The organism is Plantactinospora siamensis, assembly GCF_042434095.1.
Taxonomy (GTDB): Bacteria; Actinomycetota; Actinomycetes; order Mycobacteriales; family Micromonosporaceae; genus KBS50.
In genome coordinates this window covers 644,073-665,227 of sequence record NZ_JBHLUE010000004.1, presented here as the reverse complement: position 1 = coordinate 665,227, position 21,155 = coordinate 644,073, and the positions used below count along the sequence as shown (strand labels likewise).

General features: G+C 70.6%; 18 protein-coding genes. 7 read left to right on the top strand and 11 right to left on the bottom strand.

Features of this window, described 5'->3' with window-relative positions:
• The first annotated feature begins 75 nt into the window (after positions 1 to 75).
• Together ACFFHU_RS07905 and ACFFHU_RS07900 are read left to right on the top strand one after the other, a co-directional pair.
• Positions 76 to 624, top strand: a complete 549-nt coding sequence (locus tag ACFFHU_RS07905; protein ID WP_377337282.1) for an SLATT domain-containing protein — start codon at positions 76 to 78, stop codon at positions 622 to 624.
• Positions 621 to 1,910 carry a nucleotide-binding domain-containing protein gene (locus tag ACFFHU_RS07900; protein WP_377337030.1) on the top strand — a complete coding sequence of 430 codons (1,290 nt, stop codon included), beginning with the start codon at positions 621 to 623 and terminating at the stop codon, positions 1,908 to 1,910. Before ACFFHU_RS07905 ends, ACFFHU_RS07900 begins: the two co-directional genes overlap by 4 nt.
• Positions 1,911 to 2,425: 515 nt before the next feature.
• Here the strand turns inward: ACFFHU_RS07900 and ACFFHU_RS07895 are convergent.
• Both ACFFHU_RS07895 and ACFFHU_RS07890 read right to left on the bottom strand, forming a co-directional pair.
• Positions 2,426 to 2,668 carry a hypothetical protein gene (locus ACFFHU_RS07895; protein ID WP_377337029.1) on the bottom strand — a complete coding sequence of 81 codons (243 nt, stop codon included), beginning with the start codon at positions 2,666 to 2,668 and terminating at the stop codon, positions 2,426 to 2,428.
• Complete coding sequence (locus ACFFHU_RS07890) at positions 2,665 to 2,850, bottom strand: B-box zinc finger protein (RefSeq protein ID WP_377337028.1); 186 nt, start codon at positions 2,848 to 2,850, stop codon at positions 2,665 to 2,667. Before ACFFHU_RS07890 ends, ACFFHU_RS07895 begins: the two co-directional genes overlap by 4 nt.
• 276 nt (positions 2,851 to 3,126) lie before the next feature.
• Here ACFFHU_RS07890 and ACFFHU_RS07885 point away from each other — a divergent pair, with 276 nt between their 5' ends.
• Positions 3,127 to 3,690: an NUDIX hydrolase gene (locus ACFFHU_RS07885; protein WP_377337027.1), complete on the top strand. Its 564-nt coding sequence runs from the start codon at positions 3,127 to 3,129 to the stop codon at positions 3,688 to 3,690.
• On the opposite strand, the gene ACFFHU_RS07880 is transcribed toward ACFFHU_RS07885, so the two are convergent.
• The gene (locus ACFFHU_RS07880) at positions 3,687 to 3,830 is read right to left on the bottom strand and encodes a hypothetical protein (protein WP_377337026.1); all 144 of its coding nucleotides are present in this window, start codon (positions 3,828 to 3,830) and stop codon (positions 3,687 to 3,689) included. The genes ACFFHU_RS07885 and ACFFHU_RS07880 overlap by 4 nt on opposite strands.
• 245 nt (positions 3,831 to 4,075) lie before the next feature.
• Between ACFFHU_RS07880 and ACFFHU_RS07875 the strand changes: the two genes are divergently transcribed.
• Together ACFFHU_RS07875 and ACFFHU_RS07870 are read left to right on the top strand one after the other, a co-directional pair.
• Positions 4,076 to 5,443: a hypothetical protein gene (locus tag ACFFHU_RS07875; RefSeq protein ID WP_377337025.1), complete on the top strand. Its 1,368-nt coding sequence runs from the start codon at positions 4,076 to 4,078 to the stop codon at positions 5,441 to 5,443.
• A 145-nt stretch (positions 5,444 to 5,588) separates the two neighbouring features.
• Positions 5,589 to 6,842 carry an MFS transporter gene (locus tag ACFFHU_RS07870; protein WP_377337024.1) on the top strand — a complete coding sequence of 418 codons (1,254 nt, stop codon included), beginning with the start codon at positions 5,589 to 5,591 and terminating at the stop codon, positions 6,840 to 6,842.
• Positions 6,843 to 6,897: 55 nt separating this feature from the next.
• Here the strand turns inward: ACFFHU_RS07870 and ACFFHU_RS07865 are convergent, their stop codons facing one another.
• Together ACFFHU_RS07865 and ACFFHU_RS07860 are read right to left on the bottom strand one after the other, a co-directional pair.
• Positions 6,898 to 8,577, bottom strand: coding sequence for a Na+/H+ antiporter (locus ACFFHU_RS07865; protein ID WP_377337023.1), 1,680 nt, complete (start codon positions 8,575 to 8,577; stop codon positions 6,898 to 6,900).
• 200 nt (positions 8,578 to 8,777) lie between these two features.
• Positions 8,778 to 9,662 carry an SDR family NAD(P)-dependent oxidoreductase gene (locus ACFFHU_RS07860; RefSeq protein WP_377337022.1) on the bottom strand — a complete coding sequence of 295 codons (885 nt, stop codon included), beginning with the start codon at positions 9,660 to 9,662 and terminating at the stop codon, positions 8,778 to 8,780.
• 81 nt (positions 9,663 to 9,743) lie between these two features.
• Between ACFFHU_RS07860 and ACFFHU_RS07855 the strand changes: the two genes are divergently transcribed.
• The gene (locus tag ACFFHU_RS07855) at positions 9,744 to 10,676 is read left to right on the top strand and encodes a LysR family transcriptional regulator (protein ID WP_377337021.1); all 933 of its coding nucleotides are present in this window, start codon (positions 9,744 to 9,746) and stop codon (positions 10,674 to 10,676) included.
• Positions 10,677 to 10,813: 137 nt separating this feature from the next.
• Here ACFFHU_RS07855 and ACFFHU_RS07850 read toward each other — a convergent pair whose 3' ends face one another.
• The 6 genes from ACFFHU_RS07850 to ACFFHU_RS07825 form a co-directional block, all read right to left on the bottom strand.
• Positions 10,814 to 12,823, bottom strand: a complete 2,010-nt coding sequence (locus tag ACFFHU_RS07850; RefSeq protein ID WP_377337020.1) for a DUF2264 domain-containing protein — start codon at positions 12,821 to 12,823, stop codon at positions 10,814 to 10,816.
• Positions 12,824 to 12,857: 34 nt separating this feature from the next.
• Entirely contained in the window at positions 12,858 to 13,697 is an 840-nt protein-coding gene (locus ACFFHU_RS07845) for a sugar phosphate isomerase/epimerase family protein (protein WP_377337019.1), read from the bottom strand.
• A complete protein-coding gene (locus tag ACFFHU_RS07840) occupies positions 13,694 to 14,623 on the bottom strand; it encodes a carbohydrate ABC transporter permease (protein WP_377337018.1) in 930 nt (309 codons plus the stop codon). Before ACFFHU_RS07840 ends, ACFFHU_RS07845 begins: the two co-directional genes overlap by 4 nt.
• Complete coding sequence (locus tag ACFFHU_RS07835; protein WP_377337017.1) at positions 14,623 to 15,489, bottom strand: carbohydrate ABC transporter permease; 867 nt, start codon at positions 15,487 to 15,489, stop codon at positions 14,623 to 14,625. The genes ACFFHU_RS07840 and ACFFHU_RS07835 overlap by 1 nt, the downstream gene beginning before the upstream one ends.
• 174 nt (positions 15,490 to 15,663) lie before the next feature.
• Positions 15,664 to 16,953, bottom strand: a complete 1,290-nt coding sequence (locus ACFFHU_RS07830; protein WP_377337016.1) for an extracellular solute-binding protein — start codon at positions 16,951 to 16,953, stop codon at positions 15,664 to 15,666.
• A 755-nt stretch (positions 16,954 to 17,708) separates the two neighbouring features.
• Positions 17,709 to 18,695, bottom strand: coding sequence for a hydroxyacid dehydrogenase (locus tag ACFFHU_RS07825; protein WP_377337015.1), 987 nt, complete (start codon positions 18,693 to 18,695; stop codon positions 17,709 to 17,711).
• Positions 18,696 to 19,062: 367 nt separating this feature from the next.
• Here ACFFHU_RS07825 and ACFFHU_RS07820 point away from each other — a divergent pair, with 367 nt between their 5' ends.
• A complete protein-coding gene (locus ACFFHU_RS07820; RefSeq protein ID WP_377337014.1) occupies positions 19,063 to 21,081 on the top strand; it encodes a glycoside hydrolase 5 family protein in 2,019 nt (672 codons plus the stop codon).
• The last annotated feature ends 74 nt before the right edge of the window (positions 21,082 to 21,155 follow it).

Below are 21,155 nucleotides of genomic sequence, written 5' to 3'. Positions count from 1 at the left end.
GTCACTGGTGAGCGGGGAGAGATGGCGATAGACCCCGTAGTCAAGACAGAGCGAGACGAGTACCTGTTGGCTCAGGTGCGGGAGACGTTCGGTCGTGTGGTGTACAGCCACAAGACCCACGAGAAGCAAGCCGACCTCTGCTTCCGGAAGCATCGTAGCCAGCAGGCTGCCCTTGTCGTCTTCACGGCGGCCAGCGCCGGTACGTTCCTGGCGGCGCTGCTCGGCAACTTCGTGAGCCCGCAAATCGCCAGCCTCGTCACATCGTTCATCGCCCTGATCGTCACGACGCTGACCCTCGCGACCAAGAGCTTCAAGTTCGGCGAAGAGTCCGAAGCGCACCGCAACACCGCCTCGCGCCTGTGGGACGTCCGCGAGTCGTACCTGTCTCTGATCGCCGACCTGATGTCCGGCGCGACGTCGGCGTCCGATGCGCGTGAGCGCCGTGACAAGCTCCAGGAGACCACGCGTGCGGCTTACGCCGACGCGCCCAGGACCACATCCAAGGCATATGGCAAGGCACAAGACGGGCTTCAGAACAACGAGGAGCTGACGTTCACGTCCGGCGAGATCGACCTCCTCCTGCCGGAAACCCTCCGGCTCAGCGAGAGCGAGGCTGCCGCATGAAGGTCTCGGAGATATTCGACGCCCTTCTCGAGAACCTCAAGGTTGGCGACGCCAGCACCACCATCGCCGCGCGTCGGGATGAGATCACCAAGGCGCTAAACAAGGACTTCAGGTCGGTCGAGGGATGCACCGTGAACCGGCTAATGGTGGGCTCTTACGGGCGACGCACGGCGATCCGTGGGGTGTCCGACCTCGACATGATCTACATCCTCCCGGCCGGCCTCCGCTCGAGCTACGACAGCGAGACTGGGCCGCGGAGGATCCTCAACCGGATCCGGGATGATCTGAAGGCTCGTTATCCGAACACCGAGATCCGGGTCGACCAGTGCGTCGTGCGGGTGCAGTTCACCAGCAACAAGTTCAAGTTCGAGGTTCAGCCGGCTTTCGAGAACGCTAACGGCACCTTTGACTACCCCGACACGAAGTCCGAGAGCTGGAAGGTCACCAAGCCGCGCCACGAGATCACGGCAACCAAGGACTGCAACGATCGCACGTCGAAGAACATGCGCCACCTCGCTCGGATGGTCCGGGCGTGGAAGGACACGAACGGCGTGGTCATGGGCGGCCTGCTTATCGACACGCTGGTTCATCGGTTCTTCTCGACCACCACCGAGTACGACGACAAGGGTTCTCTCTGGTTCGACTTTATGGTCCGGGACTTCTTCAGGTTCCTTGCCGAGGAGCCTGACAAGGACTACTATCTCGCGCTGGGCAGCAACCAGCGTGTGACGGTGAAGAAGCGGTTCCAGCCGAAGGCGAAGAAGGCATACAACCGCTGCATCGAAGCTATCGCCGACGAGGGTAAGGCATCTGCGAACAAGAAGTGGCGGGAGGTGTTCGGCACGGCGGTTCCGCTTGAGATCACCAAGTCCGCTCGGTCGTTCAGCGACACGGAGGAGTTTATCGAGAACCTGTTCCCCGTCGACATCGGGCACACGGTGGCGATCGACTGCGAGGTCACGCAGAACGGTTGGCGACCGACCCTGCTGCGGAGGATGCTCCGCGACCGGACTCCGCTCCTCGCGAATAAGGGTCTCGACTTCACGATCATCGAGTGCAGCGTCCCGGAGCCGTATGAGGTGAGGTGGAAGGTGCTGAACCGAGGGGACGAGGCCGAGCGCCGGAACAACATCCGCGGCCAGATCATCTCGTCAAGCCGCCCCGGCGTGAGGCACGAGCGAACCAGCTTCCGTGGGGAGCACGTCGTCGAGTGCTACGTCGTCAAGGACGGGGTCGTGGTCGCACGCGACGTCATCGACGTGCCAATCAGTATCAATGCGGCATAGCGCTACAGAGCGGCGATAGCCGTCGTTACTGGTCGACGGTCGAAGATTCGGGCTCTATGCAGAGGGTCCGGCATACTCGCATTTGCTTGAACTGGGCCGCCCACATGGGCACGTGGTACATCGTCCCTGCCTGGGCCCGTCAGCCGGGCCACTCGCGGTTGTAGGGGATTGATTTTCAGGGTGAACTTGCGGCGATTAACCGAGAGCTCGGCTGGTCCATGGTCGCCCCAAAGGCGGACCTGCGGGTGCTCGCCGGGTGCTCGCGCGCCATGGACAGGCGGCATCTGGTGGTATCTGGTACCCCGCCAATCGTGAACCGCCAGGGAAATCCTGGCCTGCCAGCGTCATATGGGACCGACGAGCACGGCATCGACGTAACTCTTAATCCGCGGGTTCGGGGTTCGAGTCCCTGGCGGCGCACCAACGATCAAGGCCCTGACCAGGCAGTTCTCTGCCCCGTCGGGGCCTTTTCGTGTTTTCGACGAGCCTGACGTCTGGGCCCGCTGCCGGCTGGGTCATCGGGTGCCGGTTGCCCTGCGGAGCGCGCTGAGCCGGACCAGGGCCTGGCGCGGCTGTGGCCGGCGGATCGATCCGTCCTGGCGTAGCTCGATCCCGGTCAGCTCCAGCCATGCTCCATCGGCGAGTTGCTCGATCGGGCCGACAATGCTGACCCGCAGGATCAGCTCCCCGGTGCCATAGCGGTAGTCCGGTTCGGGGATGTGGACCACCTGGCCCACCACTACTTCGGGTCTGGTCACGCGAACGCGCCCCCGTTCGGGCTGGTGGTCCGCTTCGGCTGCCGGTGGCGGCCGTCCCGGCAGCTCGGGCAGGCGAGCGCGTTACCGCAGGTCGGGCACCACCGTTGCGAGCGCTTGAACGTCCACATCCCGGCTATCCAGCCGAGGAGAGCGGACGCCAGGGTCGCCATGGTGAGAGACATCGTCGGCTACCTCCGCACGGGCGTACATCGCCATCGGTTCCCAGGTTCGTTCTGCTGAGCGGGCGCGGCGGCGGCCAGCAGGCCGGCTCGGAGCTTGCTGGCCGCCGTCGCTCGGGATTCAGCGGCCTGGCCCCTACGGCACCGACCGCCACATCCCCTTGGTGGCCAGGTTGGTCCCAGCGGCGGTCAGGCTGAAGCGGTACGGCGTCAGCCGGTGTCAGCGGACACTGCGACGCGACCCGGGAACAGCGGTGGACATCTCGGTAGGGTGCGGCCATGACTGCCGAGGCTCGACGGCCCAGCGAGTGGACCATCCACGGCGAGCGGATCGTCGACGACACCAGGCGGGCGGTGCTGAGCATCGCCGATGTCGAGCTGCCTGACGGGGTCCGGTTCGAGCAGTACGTGCTGCGGATCCCGGCCGCGGCGATGGTCATCATCCTCGATGACGCCGAGCGGGTTCTCATGATGCGGCGGCACCGGTTCGTCATCGACCGGTGGGTGTGGGAACTCCCGGGCGGCTACCTCGACCCGGACGAGGACCCCGTGGTGTGTGCGGCCCGGGAGGTGGAGGAGGAGACCGGCTGGCGGCCGAGAACGATGGAACCGCTCCTGGAGTTCCAGCCGATGGTCGGCACCATCGACCAGCAGAACATCATCTACCTGTCGCGCGACGCCGAACCCACCGGCGGAACCCCCGACATCAACGAGACAGAACGACTCGGCTGGGTCCCCCTCACCGAGGCCGAGCAGCGGATCCAGGCCGGGGAGATCGTCGGTGCTGGTTCGGTCGCCGGGCTGCTCGCGGTGCTGCTGGCGAAGGCGAACGGGCGCATCTAGGCAGCCTGCAGCAGCGGTTGCACCCGGTCGGCGAACTCCCGCACCGCGGGCAGCCCGACGTGCGGCGCGAGCCGACGGCTGGCCGGCTCGTCGCCGCGTCGGCGCGTACGCCGCGGAACGGCGGACGCCGGAGGAGACATGACGGTCCGGGATATCGGGATCATCGCCAGGATGGGACAGTCGGCCATCGCGGGAAGCCTCGGACCGCCTACTGCCGCACGAGCAGGCAAGCTCTGATCCGGGCCGCTGCGGATCGACTGGCCCGGCTGAGGGCGGGCCAAACCACCGGCTCAGCGGATCGTCGGTCCGACGTTCGGCTGCTGCTTGCGTCTCGGCAAACGTCCATACTGTACGAATGGACCACGGGGGACCATTGACTGTTGAGGTGGAGCCGCAGGAGGCTCTCGCCGGCGTTTCCAAGGTGCTCGTTCTGCCCTGGTCGGGCAGCACGACCGTACAGATTCCGGCCGGAACCGCCGACGGCGCGCTGCTGCGGCTTCCGGGCCTCGGCCCGGCGGCGGCCGACGGATCGCCGCTGGACGCGCACGTCCTGGTCCGGGTGCGGACCGCGCCGCCGCCGTATGCGACGACGCCGCCGCCGTACGCGACGGTGCCGCCGCCGCCATATGCGACGACGCCGCCGCCGTTCCCAACCGCGCCACCGCAGCTCGCGGCGAAGCCGTCGCCCTTCATGACGGCGCAACAGCCGTCCACGGCCGCGCCGCCGCAGTTCATGGGCGCGCCGGGCGTCGCGGCCCCATGGTCGGGCAACGGACCGCCGGTCCCGGTCAGCCCGGCGCGGCGCCGGGCCGTTCTCGTCGTCGCCGCGGTGGCGGTCGTGGCGGTGCTGGCGGCGGTAGGGTTGATCTTCACCCTGCTGCCCGACGGCAAGGGGAAGAACCCGGCGCCGGTGGCGGCCGCGGCGGCGTCGACGACGAGCGGCGCGCCGGTGACACCGGAGCAGTATCAGGCCACGCTGACCGGCTTCGACAGCGCGATGGCGGCGGCCTTCCGCTCGCTCGCCGCGGCGAAGAACCCGCACGCCGTCACCCTGGCGACCGCCGGCATCTCCAAGACGATCACCGAACAGCGCGCCACGCTGGCCGATCTCACCCCACCGGCGACCGCGGCCAGCGCCCATGCCGATCTGCTCGGGGGACTGCTCGAGCTCAGCTCGGCGCTGGCCGTGGCCGGATCCGTCGCCGACTCGTGGGAGGTGTGTGTCGGGCCGGCCGCGACGGCGCAGCTCAGTCGGGACGCGGCCGTGGAGCGCCTCCGGGGCGCCTTCCGGACGCTGGCCAGCGCCGACCCGGCGCACCCGTACCGGGTCGGCGCCTTCATCCCCGCGAAGACCGAGGACGCCAACCGGCGGCTGAGCACCGGGTCGTACCTCAAGCGGACGCAGGGCGGCCTCGGCCGGTTGAAGATCGAAAATAATGGCACGGTCGACACGGTGTTCAGCGTCGTGCGGGGCAAGACCGTCGTCGACCGGATCTATGTCCGTAGCAAGAGCACCGCGACCGTACGCGGGATCCCGGACGGCACCTACCAGGTCTACTTCGTCAGCGGCATCGACTGGGACAGCCGGTTCAAGGCGTTCGGCCGGGACTGCGGCTTCGAGCGGTTCGACAGCACGTACAAATTCACCACCACCTCTCGCAGCTACACGGAATGGACCCTCTCCCTGCTGGCCGGGAACGGCGGCAACGCCAGTTCCAGCGACGTGGACCCGGACCAGTTCCCCGCCGGCTGAGGCGGGTCGGGACCTTCCGGTACGAGCGGCCCGCACGAGCCGGTACGCGATCCCGGCTTGACCCTCGACCTGGTTGAGCGCCCATCCTTCGACGGACCCACCGAACGCCGGCCGGCCCCCGGTGGGACCACGTCCGAGGAGCTCGATGTTCGCCGTACTGAGGATCCGTGACTTCCGCCGCTACCTCATCGGGTTCACCGCGTCCGGGTTCGGCGACAGCCTGACCCCGTTCGCGCTGGCGTTCGCCGTCCTGGGGTTGACCGGCTCGCCAACGGCGCTGGGCCTGGTGGTGCTCAGCGGCCGCCTGCCGGTCATCCTGTTCGCCCTGGTCGGCGGGGCAGTGGGGGACCGGTACCCGCGCCGGACGGTCATGCTGGTGACCGACGCGGTCCGGTGCGCCGTCCAGGCGGCCACCGCGGTGATCCTGCTGACGGGGGTGGTCCGGCTGTGGCTGCTCGTCGCGCTGCAACTCATCGCCGGCGCGGGCGCCGCCTTCTTCAACCCGGCCGCGCAGGGCCTGCTCCCGTCGCTGGTCGACCGGCCGCGCCTGCGCCAGGCCAACTCCGTGCTCACCATGTCCCGCGGCGCCGCCTCGATCGTCGCGGTCGGAGCGGCGGGCGCCTTGGTCGCGCTGGCCGGTCCGGGGTGGGCGGTCGGCGTCGACGCGGTGACGTTCCTGGTCAGCGCCGCGGTCCTGGCCCGGCTTCCGCGTACCCTCACGGCCGGGCGGACGGGCCGTAAGGCCGGCCTGATCGCCGGCGTCCGGACCGGCCTCGGCGAGGTACGGGACCGAACCTGGCTGTGGGTCTGGGCGGCCCACGCCGGCCTGATCAACCTGCTGGTGGTCGCCCCGATCCTCGTCCTGGGCCCGTTCGTGGCCAACGAGCACCTCGGTGGCGCGCCGGCCTGGGCCGCGGTGGCCATCGGCTACACGGTCGGCGCCCTGCTCGGCGGTCTCGTCAGCTCCCGGTGGAGATCGAGGCGGCCCATGGCGGCCGCCGTCGGCTGCTTCCTGCTGATCGTCCCGCTCGCGGTGACGCTCGCCGTGCCGGCGCCGGTGTGGCTCATCGTCCCGGCCGCCGTTCTCGGCGGCCTCCAGGTCTCGATCTACAACGTCTTCCAGAGCACCGCCGTGCAGGACGAACTGCCCGACGGTCTCATCGCCCGCGCCACGTCGGTGCTGATGCTTGGCGCGGTCATCGCGGTGCCGATCGGCACCGGACTCGCCGGCCCGGTGGCCACGGCGCTGGGCACCGGGCCGCTGCTGGGTGGCATCGCGCTGGTGGCCGTCCTGGTCACCGTGGCCACCCTCGCCGTCCCGGCCACCTGGCGCGTCCGCCCGGCGCCGCCGGCGCCGGCCGAGCCGACCCCCACGGCCGTACCCGCCGGGTCGCGCTGAGGGCAGGGTCAGGACCTTCTGGTACGCCGCTGAGCGGCCAGCCGCGGAGTGCTGGTCAGCTCGACGCCCGCTTCGGGAGCAGCAGTTCCTCGTGGTCGAGCTCGCGCTCCAGCACCCGGAGCTCCTCGTCGGGCAGCCGGCCGGCGTCGCGCCAGCGCAACAGCTCCTCGCGCTGCGCGTCGATGGCCGCCCGGCGGACCCGCAGCGCCGTCTCGTACTCGGGTGAGGTGGGCACGTCGGCCGACCCGCTCTGCTGGATCAGGTCGAGCCGTCCGCGGTAGCGCTTCAACCGGCCCAGCAGCTGCGTACGGGTGGCGTCGACGGCCGGCGCGCTGTCCGGCTCGTCGGCCGCGACCGCGTCGAGGCGGGCCAGCGCGGCCTCGACCGCGGCCGAGCGCGCCTCGTTGCGTACCCGTGCCTGGTCGCTCTTGTTGGCGCGCAGGCCGAGCCGCCGGACGAGCGGCGCGAACGTCAGGCCCTGCCCGACGAGCGTCACCAGGACCACCACGAAGGTGCAGAACAGCAGGAGGTCGCGGTCGGGGAAGGGCGCTCCGCTGTCGGTGGTCAGCGGCAGGGTGAAGATCGCGGCCAGGCTGATGACGCCGCGGGTGCCGGACCAGCTCAGCGCCACCACCTCGCGCGGGGTCAGCCGATCGGCGTTGCGGTCGGCGCGGGCGGCCTGCCGGGCGCTGCCCGGCTCGCCGGTGTCGTCCTGCTCGGATACGCCGCCGAGGCGGGTGTGCAGCGAGCGGGGGAGCGACTGAGTCAACATCAGCCAGGCGGGGCGCAGCAGCAGCACCACGCCGACCGACACCGCGACGGCCACCACGATGGTGGCCGTGTCGTACTGGCGCAGGCCCTGCACGACCTCGGGCAGCTGCTGGCCGATCAGCAGGAAGACGAAGCCCTCGAGGAAGAAGTCGACCAGCCGCCACACGGCGCCGGTCTGCAACCGGGACGCCCCGGAGCCCAGCTCGGGCGTCTGGTGGCCCACGATCAGCCCGGCGACCACCACGGCGAGCACCCCGGAGACGTGCAACGCCTCGCCCAGCAGGTAGGCCAGGAACGGGGTGGCCAGGGAGATCGCGTTGGACAGCAACGGGTCCGCGGTGAGCGGTCGGGCCAACCGCTTAGCCCAGGCGACCGCCGCCCCCACGGCGACCCCGCCGGCCGCCGCCAGCACGAACTGCGCGACGGCGGCGGGAAACGAGAACTTCCCGCCGACGGCGGCGGCCACCGCGACGCTGAGCATGGTCAACGCGGTGGCGTCGTTCAGCAGCCCCTCGCCCTGGATGATCGTGATCATCTTCGGCGGCAGGTTGACCCGGCGGCCCACCGCCAGGGCGGCCACCGGGTCGGGCGGCGCGATGGCGGCGCCGACCGCGATCCCGGCGGCCAGGGTGGCGCCGGCGACGAACAGGTGGAAGCCGAGACCGACCAGCACCCCGGTGAGCAGCACCAGCACCACGGACAGGCTGACCACGATGCGGAGGTTCCGGCGCAGGTCCAGCAGCGAGGAGTCCAGGGCGGCGCTGTAGAGCAGCGGCGGCAGCACCACCATGAGCACCAGGTCGGGATCCAGGCCAAGGTTCGGGCCGGGCAGCAGCGCGTACGCGATGCCGATCAGCGGCAGCAGGGCGGCGGACGGCAGGCCGGTGTGGGTGGCCACCCACCGTACGACGACGATGACGGCCACGGCGGCGAGCACGAACAGCAACGTCGAGTGAGTGCTCACCTGGTGGCTTCCCCCTGCAGCGGTCGCGTGGCGCGGGATCCATCGGTCGACTGCCGGCTCCCGGCCGTTCGCATCCCGATCGGTGACACCTGTCGACGCCGTCGATGGCGGGCAACACACCCTGCAGCTGGGCCCAGTCTACCCGCCTGATCAGCTCCGCAGCTCGTCGCCGACGCCCTGCGGCGGGCGGTCGGCAGCGGTCAGGTGGTCGCGCGGTGCGGCACCGGGATACCGGTACGCCACGGAAGCACCCTGCCGAACTGCACGAGTTCACCGTGGAACGCGGCCAGGGCGCTGGCGGTCAGCTCGCCGGCCGCCAGTTCCACGGGCCACGCGGCGGCCTGGGCGGGGGTCTGTGCCGTGCTCATGTCCGCGAACCACGGCCGGGACGCCGCGGTGTCGATCAAGCCGGGGCACAGCGCCGCGACGAGCGTGCCGCGCGCCAGGTCGTCCGCGCGCCGTTCCCGGGCGTACGCGCGGACCGCGGCGACCTGTGCGACCTTGGACGGGATGTTGAGCCAGGCGCCGTAGCCCTGCTCCTCGGCCCGCCCGGCGTGGACCGCGGCCCGCCATTGCGCGACGAGGTCATCCACGGCGTCCAGGTCGGCCTCGGCGGCGGCGGCGAACCGGGGCCGCACGCGGGCGTCGAGCTTGTCGAGGGTGCCGAGCGCGCTCGCCACCACGACGAGCCGGCCGCCCGGCCGCAGGCGGGGGCCGAAGGCGCGCAGGATGCGGCTGGTGGCCAGGTTGCTCGTCTCGGCCACGGCGTCGACCCGGTCGGCGGGGTCGTCGTCCGGGCTCATCCGGGCGGTGGCGTTGGAGAAGACGATGTCGATCTCGCCGAGGTCGGCGGCCAGCGCCTCGATGGCGGCCGGGTCGCGGACGTCGAGGACGTACGGCTCGACGCCGGCGCCCCGCGGTACGGCGGCGGCGATCTCGGTGGCGGCGTCCTGCACGGCGTCGGGTCGGCGGCCGGCGAGCAGGACGCGGTCGGTCGGTGCCAGGGCGGCGGCCAGCCCTTCGACGATCGCGCGGCCGAGGCCCTGGTTGGCCCCCGTGACGAGGGCGGTACGTGGAGAGGTCACGTCCGAACGTTAGCCACGGGGAGATCGCCCCACTAGCATGCGAGGATCGACAATCCGGCACGACAGGTATGCGGGAGACGCATGACAGGTGACTTCGCACCGGCGGGCTTGCGGGTGCTGCGGGAGGTGTCGGAGCGGGGGTCGTTCACGGCGGCCGCCCGCGCGCTGGGCTATACCCAGTCGGCGGTGTCCCGCCAGGTGGCGGCGCTGGAGGCGGCCGCCGGACGCCCGTTGTTCGAGCGACGGCGCGACGGCGTGGCCTTCACGGCAGCCGGCTCGATGCTGCTGGCCCGGGCGATCCGGATCCTGGACGAGTTGGACGCCGCGGCCCGGGACCTGGCGGGCGATGCCACCACGGCCGGACCGGTACGGCTGGGCGCCTTCCCCACCGCGGCGGCGGCGCTGCTGCCCGCCGTGCTGGCCGCCCTGCCCCGGGAGCTGACGGTGTCGCTGCGGGAGGGCAGCAGCGCGACCCTGATCCGGTCGCTGCGGGCGGGCACGCTCGACCTGGCGGTGCTGGCCCAGTCGCCACCGTTCCGGCCGCTCGACACGGAAACGCCGGCGCTGGGGCAGCTCGTCCTCGCCGAACGGGACCTGCTGCTGTGCGTGGGAGCGGGGCACCCGTTCGCCGCCCGCGCCGCCGTGGAGCGGGACGAGCTGATCGGCCAGACCTGGGTGGCCGGCCGGTCGGACACCGGTGAGCTGCTGCCCGGAGTGTGGCCCGGCCTACCCGGGCGACCCGACGTCCGCTACGTGGTCCGCGACTGGTGGAGCAAGTTCCGGCTGGTGGGCGCCGGCCTGGGCATCACCACGCTGCCGCCGGTGGCGCTGCCCCTGCTCCCACCCGACGTTCGCGCCGTCGCAGTCCGTGGCGAGCCGCCGGAGGTCCGTCGTCTGGTGCTCGGCTACCGGCCCGGGCGCCTCGGCGACGCGGCCCGCCTGGTCGCCGAGGCGCTGCGGCGCAGCTCCGGGCACGGCCGGGCTGCCGACCCGGATCGGTCCGCTGCCGAATAGCGGCCGCGTCCCGATCGGCTCAGGCCGTCGTACCGGACACCTGGCGACCGGCTCGGTCGGCTGCGAGACGTCGCCCACTTGGGCGCCGATGTCCGCGACCCGCCGACGGCGGTATCGAGCAACCCGATGGGCGGCCCTCACCAGGGCATCTGCCGCAGGTCAAGGACCAACCGGGTCCCGTCGTCGAGCCAGTCGATGGCGACGGCGCTGCCGTCGACCTCGACCGCCGCGAGCTCGGCCAGGGGCGCCGGCGCCGGATCGGCGGTGAGGGAGGCGAGCGCCACGTACACCCGACCGGACGCCAGGCCGCGGACCTCCGGCATGACGCTCCACCGGCCGAAGGCGGTGCCGTACGGCGCGCCGGCACAGGTCGCCTCGCCGAGCCCGTGCACACCGAGTAGCTGCGAGGTCAGGCGCCCGTCCGGGGTCTCCACGTGGATGGTCGCCTCGGCGCCGTCGACGTGCGTCGTGAAGTCCTCCGGCGCGTCGCCGGCCACCGCCCAGCCGGACAGCCGCACCGGCAGCCGCGGGGGCACGTTGCGCAGCCGGAAGGCGCGGACCTCGACCCGGCCGTGCACGGCGGTCAGGCTCTCGATGCGTACCGACGGCAGCACTGGGCCACCATCCGCGGGGTCGCTCGCGTCGAACGGCGCGTACAGCGGGAACCGTGGGGCGTGCCAGGAGGCGACCCAGTCCGCGCCGCCCGTCACCGCGTGGATCTTGCGCCGGACGCTCCACACGTCCCGGTACCGCACCTGGATGTCGTTGTCGCTGGCATTGTGCAGGGCGGTGGGACCGGTACGGGTGGAGTAGGCGAACCGGGCGTAGAGCGGGTCGGGGGCGCCCGCGTCGGGTTCCCGGAACAGCTTGACGTGGTCACTGCCATGGTTGTGCACCCTCGCCAGGCCGTCACTGGCGGTGGTCTGGATGAGCCACGAGACGGGGCGGATCGTGTGCGCGTGGTCCCGTACGTCGCCGGGCAGCTCCGCCTCGGTGCTCGTCCACAACGGGTGCTCGGCCGGCAGCATGAGGGCGGCGAAGCCCTTGGACGCCCAGTACGGCGACCCGGGGCCCGAGTAGCGCTGCAACGTGGGCGCGTGCTCGCCGAACCAGCCGAGCGTCAGCACCCCGTCGCGGGTCGCGTCGTGCTCGAAGAAGAAACGAAGGTTCGCCGACATGATCCGCCGGGACTGGCCGTGCTCGAGCGGGGTGGCGCCGAACACCTCGCCCATCGCCACGGCGGCCAGGGTGGCGGTCCGGTACGTGAGTGAGCGGCCCTGGTACAGCGGGGCGCCGTTGCGGTCGAACATGTGCGAGTACGTGCCGAGGAACTCGCGCAGGCGCTGCGTGAGCTTCTCCTCAAGGGCGTGGTCGCCGCGATGCCGCGCGTGCAGCAGCGGGTAGAGGTGCAGCGCCCACCCGATGTAGTGGTCGAAGGCGTCGGCGGCGCCGTCGCTGTACCAGCCCTCGCCCCGGTACCACCCGTCGATGAGGCTCAGGCCCCGCTCGATCACGTAGCCGGTCTGCTCGTCCGCCCGGCCCACACTCTCGAGGAAGCTCGCGATGGTGAGCGGAAAGAGGTACCAGTTGTTGTCCGACGGCTCGCGGTGGATCGCCTGCCGCAGCCAGCCGTCCAGGCGATCCTGCGCGCCGGCGTCGAGGCGGTCCCAGGTGTCGGCCCGGGTCAACTGCATGCTCAGCGCGATCGACGCGGCCTCCACGTGCGGCTGTCCGTGCCGCCCGATGTCCCCGATGACGGGGTAGGACTCGTCGTCGTCCGCGCCGACCGTACGGGTGCCCGCCACCAGGCCATCGAGGTAGGGCGAGAGGTGATCGTACGGTGCCCTGCCGCCCTCGCCGACGTGCCGGAACGCCGCCAGCAGGAAGGTTCGCGCGAAGCCTTCGAGGCCGTCCGTGCGGACGCCCTGTTGCGAAGGGCGGCCGGGCAGGTCGATCCGCGCCCCGCCCGGCGACCGGTAGCGCGCGACGGACAGCAGCAGGTCGTCGGCCACCGCCGCCCAGTGGGCGCGGGTCAGGCCCGTGTAGGGACTGAGCGCGCGGTCCTCCGGCGGAACGGTTACGCGCCCGAACGCGGACGCGAACCGCTCGATGCCACCCAGTCGGGCATTCGTTTCCAGCGCCGTCATCACAGTCCTCTCGCGTGGTGCCCGGTGGTTCCCGTCATGGGCGGGGCTCGGGTCCCGTCGCCGCGACGCCGAGCACCGCGGCCGCCCAGCCAGGAAAGCGTTCGAGCGCCTCCCGGATCGGCGGCAGTCCGGGCTGCCACTTGCGCTCCCACTCCAGGCAGACCCAGCCGCGCCAGCGCACCGCATCCAGCGCGGCCCCCAGTTCGCGGACCGGGTACCGGCCCGAGCCGAGCGGTACGGGGGTGGCGTCGCTGTCCGAGGCGACGTCCTTGACCTGCAGGTGGGCGAGGTACGGCGCGAGCAGGTCAAGGCTCCTGGCCGGCGACTCGCCGTGCCGCCAGGTGTGGGCCGTGTCCCAGATGACGCCGACCGCGCGTACGGTGTCGGCGTCGAGCGTGCCGATGAAGCCGGCGAGTCGGCGGCTCTCCGCGTGGCTGTCGTGCGTCTCGATCAGGATGCGTACCCCCAGCCGGGCGGCCTGAGGCGCCGCCGCGGCCAGGCGGCGCCGCGCGCGCGGCTCACCGGTGCCGTCCTCGTCGCCCATGAACACCCGCACGCCCGCCGCGCCGACCGCCGCGGCGAGGGTGAGCTGGCGGGTCAGCTCGATGAGTTGAAAGTCGTCGTCCGGCGCGCACAGCCGCACGTAGCCGCTGAGCGCGAGGACGCTGAGCCAGCCCGCGTCGAGCGTCCGGGCGACCGATTCCACCTGCTCGGCGGTCAGCCCCGGGTGGATCGGCTCGTCCGGCGCGCAGCGCAGTTCGACGCCGGTGAGGCCGGCGGCGCGGGCGAGGTGGACGACCTGATCAAGCGGTTCGCCCGAGGCGCCGAGGGTGGAGAACGCGGGTCGCCGGTCGGGAACGCGCAGGTCGCTCATCCCTTGATCCCCGAGTTTGCCAGGCCGGCGATGAAGTAGCGCTGACCGAAGACGAACAGGATGATCATCGGCAGCGCCGCCAGCGCCGAGATGGCCATCAGGAACGGCCACTGCGGGGTGTCCGACGACGTGGGGATGAAGGTGGCCAGGCCGAACTGGAGCGGTCGCAGCTGTTCCGAGCTGGTCGCGACGAGGGGCCAGATGAATCCGTTCCAGGCCGACTCGACATTGAACAGGATGATGGTCACGAAGGCCGGGCGGGCGAGCGGGACCATGATGCGGAAGAAGATGCCGATCTCGGAGACGCCGTCCACCCGGGCCGCGTCGGCGAGTTCGGCCGGCAGCGAGACGAAGAACTGTCGGGCGAGGAACACGTACAGCGGGGCGGAGACGAACGGGATGATCAGCGCCCACCAGGTGTCGATCCAGCCGGTGCCGCCCTGCCCGAGGATGTCGTTGCCGCCGGCCAGCGGGACCGAGCGCACCACCATGAACAGCGGCACGATGAGCACCTGGAACGGCACGCCGAGCAGCAGGATGAAGTAGGTCAGGATCGGCTGCCGCCCGCGGACGGGCAGCTGCGCCAACGCGTAGCCCGCCGCCCCGGCCAGGAAGAGCAGCGGCACGGTCTGCGCGACCACGACGATGAAGCTGTTCCGGAAGTACGTCAGGAAGGGCGCGGCGTTGAACGCGTCGATGTAGTTGTGCCAGGCGAAGGTTCTCGGCAACCAGGCGAAGGTGTTGATCTCGCTGAGCTCCTTGAAGGAGGTCAACAGCATCCAGATGAACGGCACGACCATCAGGAAGCCACCCGCCGAGAGGACGGCGTACAGGAGGATGCGGGACGCCCGCGCGGACGTCGTTCCGGATCCGCGGCGGGCGGCCGGGACGGTCGGGGTGGGCGGCGCCTCGGCGATCGTGACCATCACAGTTCCCTCCGATCGCGCTGGGTGAGCCGACCGAGGTAGATCATGACTGCGACGAAGCCGAACATGACGACCGTCTCCGCGCTCGCATAGCCGATCTGCAGCCGGGTGAAGGCGTTGGTGAAGATGTCGAACGTGAGCACGTTGGTCGCGTCCGCCGGACCGCCGTGGGTGGTGACGTAGACCAGATCGAAGACCTGGAACGAACTCGTGATCGAGGTGACCAGGACGAAGAAGTGCACCGGCGCGAGGCCGGGCCAGGTGACGTGGCGGAACACCTGCCACCGGCCCGCGCCGTCCAGCCGGGCGGCCTCGACGAGGTCCGGGGAGATGCCCTGCAGGGCGGCCAGGTAGACGATCATCTTGTTGCCCAGGCCCTGCCACACACCGATGATCATGAGTGCGGGCAGCGCCACGTCCGGGTCGGTCAGCCAGCCGGAGCGGGCGAGGCCGAAGAACGCGAGCACCTGGTTGGCCAGGCCGGCGGCGGGGTTGTAGATCCACAGCCACACCGCCGAGACGGCGACGGAGCTGGTGACGACCGGGATGTAGAACAGCGTACGGAACAGGCCCCGCGCGCGGAGCTGCTGGTTGAGCCCGATCGCGACGCTCAGGGCGATCGCCATCCCCACCGGCACGACGACCACGGTGTAGAGCAGCGTGTTCACCAGCGCCTTGCGGAAGACGTCATCGTGGAACAACTCGGTGTAGTTGTCGAGCCCGATGAAGACGCCCTGGCTGGCCACGCGCGCATCGGTCAGGCTGAGGACGGCGACGATCACGATGGGAATCGCGATGAAGATCACCGAGTGCAGCAGGGCGGGGCCCAGGAGTAGCCAGCCGGCCCGCGCCTTGGAGCGATCCACGCTGCCGCGTCGCCGGCCGGACCGTCGTAAGGCGTGCGAGGCGGGCGCGGCCGGGGCGCTGGTCGCTTCTGCGGCGGAGAGTGTGGTCACCTCATCTTGACCCTTCTGGGCTGGGTGAAGGCGGGATGGTCGGGTTGGCCCATCGGCCCCGGGGGAGGCCGGGGCCCACGGGCGTCACCGGCCGCCGCTGAGCGCGACCTGCTTGAGATCGTCGAGCGTCTTCTTCGGCTCGGCCTTGCCGAGGATCACCTGGTCCAGCGCGGGACCGAACTTGGCCCGGAAGTCGAGATAGGTGGGGCCGCCGAACTCGAAGACACCCTTGTCGAGGTCCTTCCACGCGATCGTGCTGGCCGGGTTGGACTTCACGCACTCGCTCTCGCCGGCGTCCTTGCCGATCGGCACCCCGCGGTCGATCTTCGAGACCGCGACCTGCACCTGGGGATCGGTGAACGCCTTCGCGAGGGCGAGCGCGGCCTGCGGCAGCTTCGTCCGGCCGCCCACCGAGGCGGTTCGCCCGCCGACGTACTGGACCTCCTGCTTGTCCTTGAGGGTGAAGTAGACGAGATCCTTGCACCGGTCGCCGATGCCCGCGCTGGAGCAGTCCACGTTCGGGCTGGCGAATCCCATCGCCGCCTCGCCCGCCGTCACCAGGGCGGACTGCGCGGAGTTCTGATAGCCGTACGTCGAGGACTTGTCGACCGAGACCATGTCGCGGATGGTGGTCAGCGCGTCGACGCCGGCCGGCGAGTCGAACACCGGGGTCTCGCCGTCGAACTCGCGCCCGCCGAGCGCGCCCATGAAGGCGACGAACTGCTGACGGTAGTTGGACGGCGGCGCCCAGAAGTCGAAACCGGTCTGGGTGATGCGACCGCCCGCGTCCCGGATGGTGAGCTTCTTGGCATACTCGCGCAGCTCGGTGAGGCTCTGCGGTGGCTTCGTCGGGTCGAGGCCCGCCTTGGTGAACGCGCTCTTGCTGTACGCGAGCACCCGCGGGTTCGCGATGACGGGCAGCGCGTACACGTCGTTCTTGTAGAGCATCGGCGGCACGAAGGCGGGGTTCGTCGAGTCCTCGACGCTCTGCTTGGTGACACCGAGCTTGGTCAGGCTCTGGATGGCGCCCAGATCGGCCATCGGCTGTACCCAACCGATGCCCGCGCTGATGACGTCGTACGGGCTGCCGCCGGCCAGCGAGGTGGAGATCTTCTGGTTCATCCCGTCGTACGGGGCGAAGTCCGACTCGACCTTGACCTTCGGATATGTCTTGTGGAAGACGTCCACTATCGCGGCGAAGGTCTTGGTGCCCTGGTCGTTGGACGGGAAGTTGGCGACGAGCACCCGCAGGGTGCCCGTCTGCTCGGCGGCGTTGGTGTCACCGCCGGAGCGGTTCGAGCCGGAGCTCGAGCAACCCGTGAGCACGAGCGCGCCCGCCGTCAGGGCCGCGAGCACGCCAAGTTTGCGCTTCATGCGTGGGAAACCTCCTGTCAGGAGCACTGCAATCTGCTGGAAAACGCTTTCCTGAGGACCGTAGTGATGAGGCCGCCGTTGTGCAACCATGTGATCCGGATCGTGATGGATGAACAGCACACGGGACCCGCGACGGAGGCGAGGCCATGCGGCGTCTGCTCCCCCTGCTCGACGACATCGGCACGGCGCTGGCGCTGCACCTGCTGTGTGTGCTGTTCGCGCTGCCGCTCGTCACGGCCGTTCCGTCCGTGCTGGCGCTCCAGGAGCAGGTCGGGGTGCTGCGGGCGGGCGGGCGCGTCGGGGCGCGCGGCTTCCTGGCCGCCTTTGCCCGCGCGTGGCGTTGCGCATGGCCGTTCGGCCTGGGGGCGCCGGTGGTCGGCGGCGGGCTGCTGCTCGCCTACCTCTTCTGGTCGGCGGCGCCGACCGCGGTGCGATATCCGGCCGTCGGCACCCTGGCCTTCGTCACCGGCTTCCTGTGCGCCTGGTACCTCTGCCTGCTGGACGTGTACGCTGCGGGAGCGCGCGGCCCGGCCGGCGCGCTCGGCAGGGCCGCGCTCGGCAGGGCCGCGCTCGGCAGGGCCGCGCTCGGCCGGCTCACCGAGGTTCCGCTGCGCGCGCTGTGGGCGTTCATCCTGTTCGCGGCGTGGCTCGTGACGGCCGCGTACCGGCCGGCCCTGTTGCTTGTCGGCTTTGGGCTCGTGCCGGTCGTCATCGTCGCCTGGACTCTCGGCGGCCGCGGGGCCGGCGCGGCCGGATCAGGCGAGCCGGCCGTAGGACTCGGCGGTAACGGCGTGTCGCAACGGCCGCCCGGCCAGGAACCGCTCGATCTCCTCGACGACAATCAGGCCCTGGTGGCGTCGGGAGGCGGTCGTGACCGCGCCGAGGTGCGGCGTCAGGATGACGTTCGGTAGCCCGAACAGGGGGTAGTCGGGCGGCAGCGGCTCGAGGTCGAAGACGTCCAGGGCGCCCCGGATACGCCCGGAGACCAGCTCCCGTTCGAGGGCGGGCATGTCCACGATGGCCGAGCGTGCCGTGTTCACCAGGCACGCGCCGTCGCGCATCGACGCGAGGAGCGCCGCGGTGATCATGCCCCTGGTCTGGGCGGTGACCGGGGCGTGCAGGGCGACCACGTCGCTCGCGGACATGAGCGCCTCGAGCGTGCTGGGCCGCGCCCCCAACGCCGCGGCGTCGGCGTCCGACAGGTACGGGTCGTAGACCAGCACCGTCGCGCCGAGCGCCCGCACGAGCTCGATGTAGATGCGGCCGATCCGACTCGCGCCCACCACGCCCACCGTGCTCTCGCAGACCGCCCTGCCCAGCGCGGTCGGCTGGGCGGCGTGCCAGTCGTGGCAACCGCGCATGACGGCAGCCACGCGCTGCAGGTCGCGCGGAAGGGCGAGGGTGAAGGCCAGCGCGAGCTCCGCGACGGACCGAGCCATCCCGGCCGTCGCCTGGCTGACGGCCAACCCGCCGGCGATGAGACTGTGCGGCACGAGCTGCCTGATGGTGCCGGCGGAGTGCACGACGAAGCGCAGCCGCGCCGAGGGCGGCAGCGTCCCGGGGAAGGCCCGGGAGCCCCATCCCGTCACGGCGACATCGGCGCTGAAGCGACGGGCGTCGTCCGCCGTGCCACCGGTGTCGACCACCGTACCGAGCGCGTCGAGCCGGGCGCGAAGGTCGGGGTCGAACAGGTCGGCGACCAGCGCGTCGGCGATATCGACCACGATCGTGCTCCGCGGCATGGGTTGTGGTCCCCTCTCGGTCGGCGTCACGGAAGCCCACCCTAGCCGTGTCAAGGGCAGCACAGAAAGCCCTTTCCGAGCGGTCGGACCGTCGACGCCGGTGGCGAGCCGCGCTGAGTCAGCGTCTGGGCAGGCTCTTCAGTCGGAGGGCCGGATCGGGCTCCACGTCGGCGGGACCGTATCAACGTCAATCTCGGAAAGCGCTTGCCCAGTCCCGGCGGGCCGTGGCATGCTGCGGAAGCGGCCCCGAAGACATCCACAACCTTGACGTCCGAGAACCCCGGTAGGGGTTCGGGGAGGACTTCCGGCCGCTGACCACCCACCTCCCTGCGCCCGATCGACCGTCACCACGAAGAGATGGGGACACATGAGAGCGAAGAGGATCGCGACCGCGGCGGTCTATCTGATCACGATGGTGCTGACAATCGTTCCGGCGCTCATCCACCCGCAGGCCGCCCAGGCGGGCGGCCGGAGCGTGCTGCAGCACTTCATCACCAGGACCGGAGACAAGCTGACGGACGGATCGAAGGAATTCCGCTTCGTCTCGACCAACATGCCCGACGTGCTCCAGATCATCGACAACAACCGGTTCGAGGCGAACTCCCCGGTCCGGTTGCCGAACGAGTACGAGCTGCGGGACGCGGTGGCGACCGTCAAGCAGATGCACGGTCAGGTCATGCGGACCTTCGTGGTCACCGTGACCAACGGAGCCGATCCGAACTACATGGTGAAGGCCCCGTTGGGCGCCGATGACGTCACCCTCAACCGGGACGCGATGCGCGTGCTCGACAAGTTGCTGCAAATCTGCAACGAGCAGGGGGTACGCGTCTACATCCCGCTGGTGAACTACAAGGCCACCATCCGGGGCGGGACGACGACCTATGGTGACGACTTCTTCACGGTGGGCAGCACGGCCAACCGGCAGTTCAAGAGCATGGTCGAGCGGCTGCTGAACCGGACGAACTCGTTCACCGGCGTCCCGTACAAGGACGACAAGGCGATCATGGGCTGGGAGTCCGGGAACGAGATCGTCGTCGGAAACCAGCCCGAGCGCGCGACCTGGCTGCACGACCTCGCCCGGTTCGTGAAGCAGACCGCGCCGGCGCAGCTGTTCATCGACGGACGCAACAAGCCCGACGACGTCGCCAAGTTCTCCAACGGCGCCCTGGTGCAGAACTACGACGAGTTCGGCGCCGACAAGAACATCGACGTCCTCTCGTACCACACCTACGTCGGTCTCACCGGGCCCGTCACCGACACGTCGTTGCCGCCGGCCCTGCGGACCTCGACCTCCGGCGACATCGGTGACACACCCACCCTGAAGATCATCAGAGAGCTGACCAAGGGGAAGACCGCCCTGGTCGTCGGCGAGATCGCCATGTACACGCCGCCGGCCCGGCTGGCCGCCCTCCTGGACGAGCTGATCGCGGACGGGGCCAGCGGCGCCAACTGGTGGGGGACGCGCTTCCACAACCGTGACGGCGGCTTCTACAAGCACTCGGACGGCGGTTCGCAGTACGAGGACCTCAACTGGCCCGGTTTCCCTGGCACGGCGGGATACCTGCCGGAGATCCAGACGGAGATCACGCTGCAGAAGATCCTGGTCGAGAAGGCCTGGAAGATCATGGGGAATGCCGGTGCGCCGCCCGCGCTGGCCGCTCCCCAGCCGCCGCGCCTGCTCCCGGTCGCCGACGTCGGACACATCTCCTGGCAGGGTTCGACCGGCGCCCAGAGCTACCGGGTGCAGCGCAGCGAGTCCAAGCGCGGCCCCTGGTCGGTGGTGGGCGTGGTCTACGACAACCTGCCGACGTACACGAGCCTCTTCCACGACGCCGGGGCGCTGCCGGGCCGGCGGTACTACTACCGGGTCGTGGCCGAGAACAGCGGCGGAACATCGGCGCCGTCCAAGGTTTCGGGCCCGGTCGTCGTCCACCGGCAGTGGATCGTCGACGACCTCTTCGACCTCTCCAAGACGTCTTCCCATGAGCCGAACGCGACGACCCAGAAGTCGTACGGAAACTCGGCACAGCAGGAGGACCTGGCGGTCCTGAAGAGCGGGGACGGCGCCGCCACCAGCGTGGCGTACGCGCTGGGCGGAAGGCTCACCAGCGCCGCGGTCTACGCGTACAACGCCCCGGGCGAGGTTTCGCTGTACGGCTCGGTGGACGGCAAGGCCTATGTCAAGCTGCCGACGCGAGCGACAACCTACGAGAACCCGACCCGAACCCGGTACACCTACCGGGGAAGGTCGGACTACCGGTTCTTCAAGGTCGAGGCGAGTGGTCAGGCCGTGATCGGCAGGCTGGAGGTCGAGTACAAGCCGGCCAGAGCGACCGCCCCCGCGCCGAACCCCGCTCAGCCCCACCGCGACTCGAAGGCCCACTGACCGAATCCGATGCCACGTGCTGGCGGGCGGGGTGTCCGAGCGGCACCCGCCCGCCGGCTTTCCCGGTGAGACCG

Excerpts from the sequence above, each read along its gene's own strand:
- ACFFHU_RS07820 (WP_377337014.1), top strand. The coding sequence starts at position 19,063 with ATGAGAGCGAAGAGGATCGCGACCGCGGCGGTCTATCTGATCACGATG.
- ACFFHU_RS07890 (WP_377337028.1), bottom strand. The coding sequence starts at position 2,850 with ATGTCTCTCACCATGGCGACCCTGGCGTCCGCTCTCCTCGGCTGGATA.
- ACFFHU_RS07900 (WP_377337030.1), top strand. The coding sequence starts at position 621 with ATGAAGGTCTCGGAGATATTCGACGCCCTTCTCGAGAACCTCAAGGTT.
- ACFFHU_RS07855 (WP_377337021.1), top strand. The coding sequence starts at position 9,744 with ATGACAGGTGACTTCGCACCGGCGGGCTTGCGGGTGCTGCGGGAGGTG.
- ACFFHU_RS07880 (WP_377337026.1), bottom strand. The coding sequence starts at position 3,830 with ATGTCTCCTCCGGCGTCCGCCGTTCCGCGGCGTACGCGCCGACGCGGC.
- ACFFHU_RS07840 (WP_377337018.1), bottom strand. The coding sequence starts at position 14,623 with ATGGTCACGATCGCCGAGGCGCCGCCCACCCCGACCGTCCCGGCCGCC.
- ACFFHU_RS07845 (WP_377337019.1), bottom strand. The coding sequence starts at position 13,697 with ATGAGCGACCTGCGCGTTCCCGACCGGCGACCCGCGTTCTCCACCCTC.
- ACFFHU_RS07850 (WP_377337020.1), bottom strand. The coding sequence starts at position 12,823 with ATGACGGCGCTGGAAACGAATGCCCGACTGGGTGGCATCGAGCGGTTC.
- ACFFHU_RS07885 (WP_377337027.1), top strand. The coding sequence starts at position 3,127 with ATGACTGCCGAGGCTCGACGGCCCAGCGAGTGGACCATCCACGGCGAG.
- ACFFHU_RS07830 (WP_377337016.1), bottom strand. The coding sequence starts at position 16,953 with ATGAAGCGCAAACTTGGCGTGCTCGCGGCCCTGACGGCGGGCGCGCTC.
- ACFFHU_RS07825 (WP_377337015.1), bottom strand. The coding sequence starts at position 18,695 with ATGCCGCGGAGCACGATCGTGGTCGATATCGCCGACGCGCTGGTCGCC.
- ACFFHU_RS07870 (WP_377337024.1), top strand. The coding sequence starts at position 5,589 with ATGTTCGCCGTACTGAGGATCCGTGACTTCCGCCGCTACCTCATCGGG.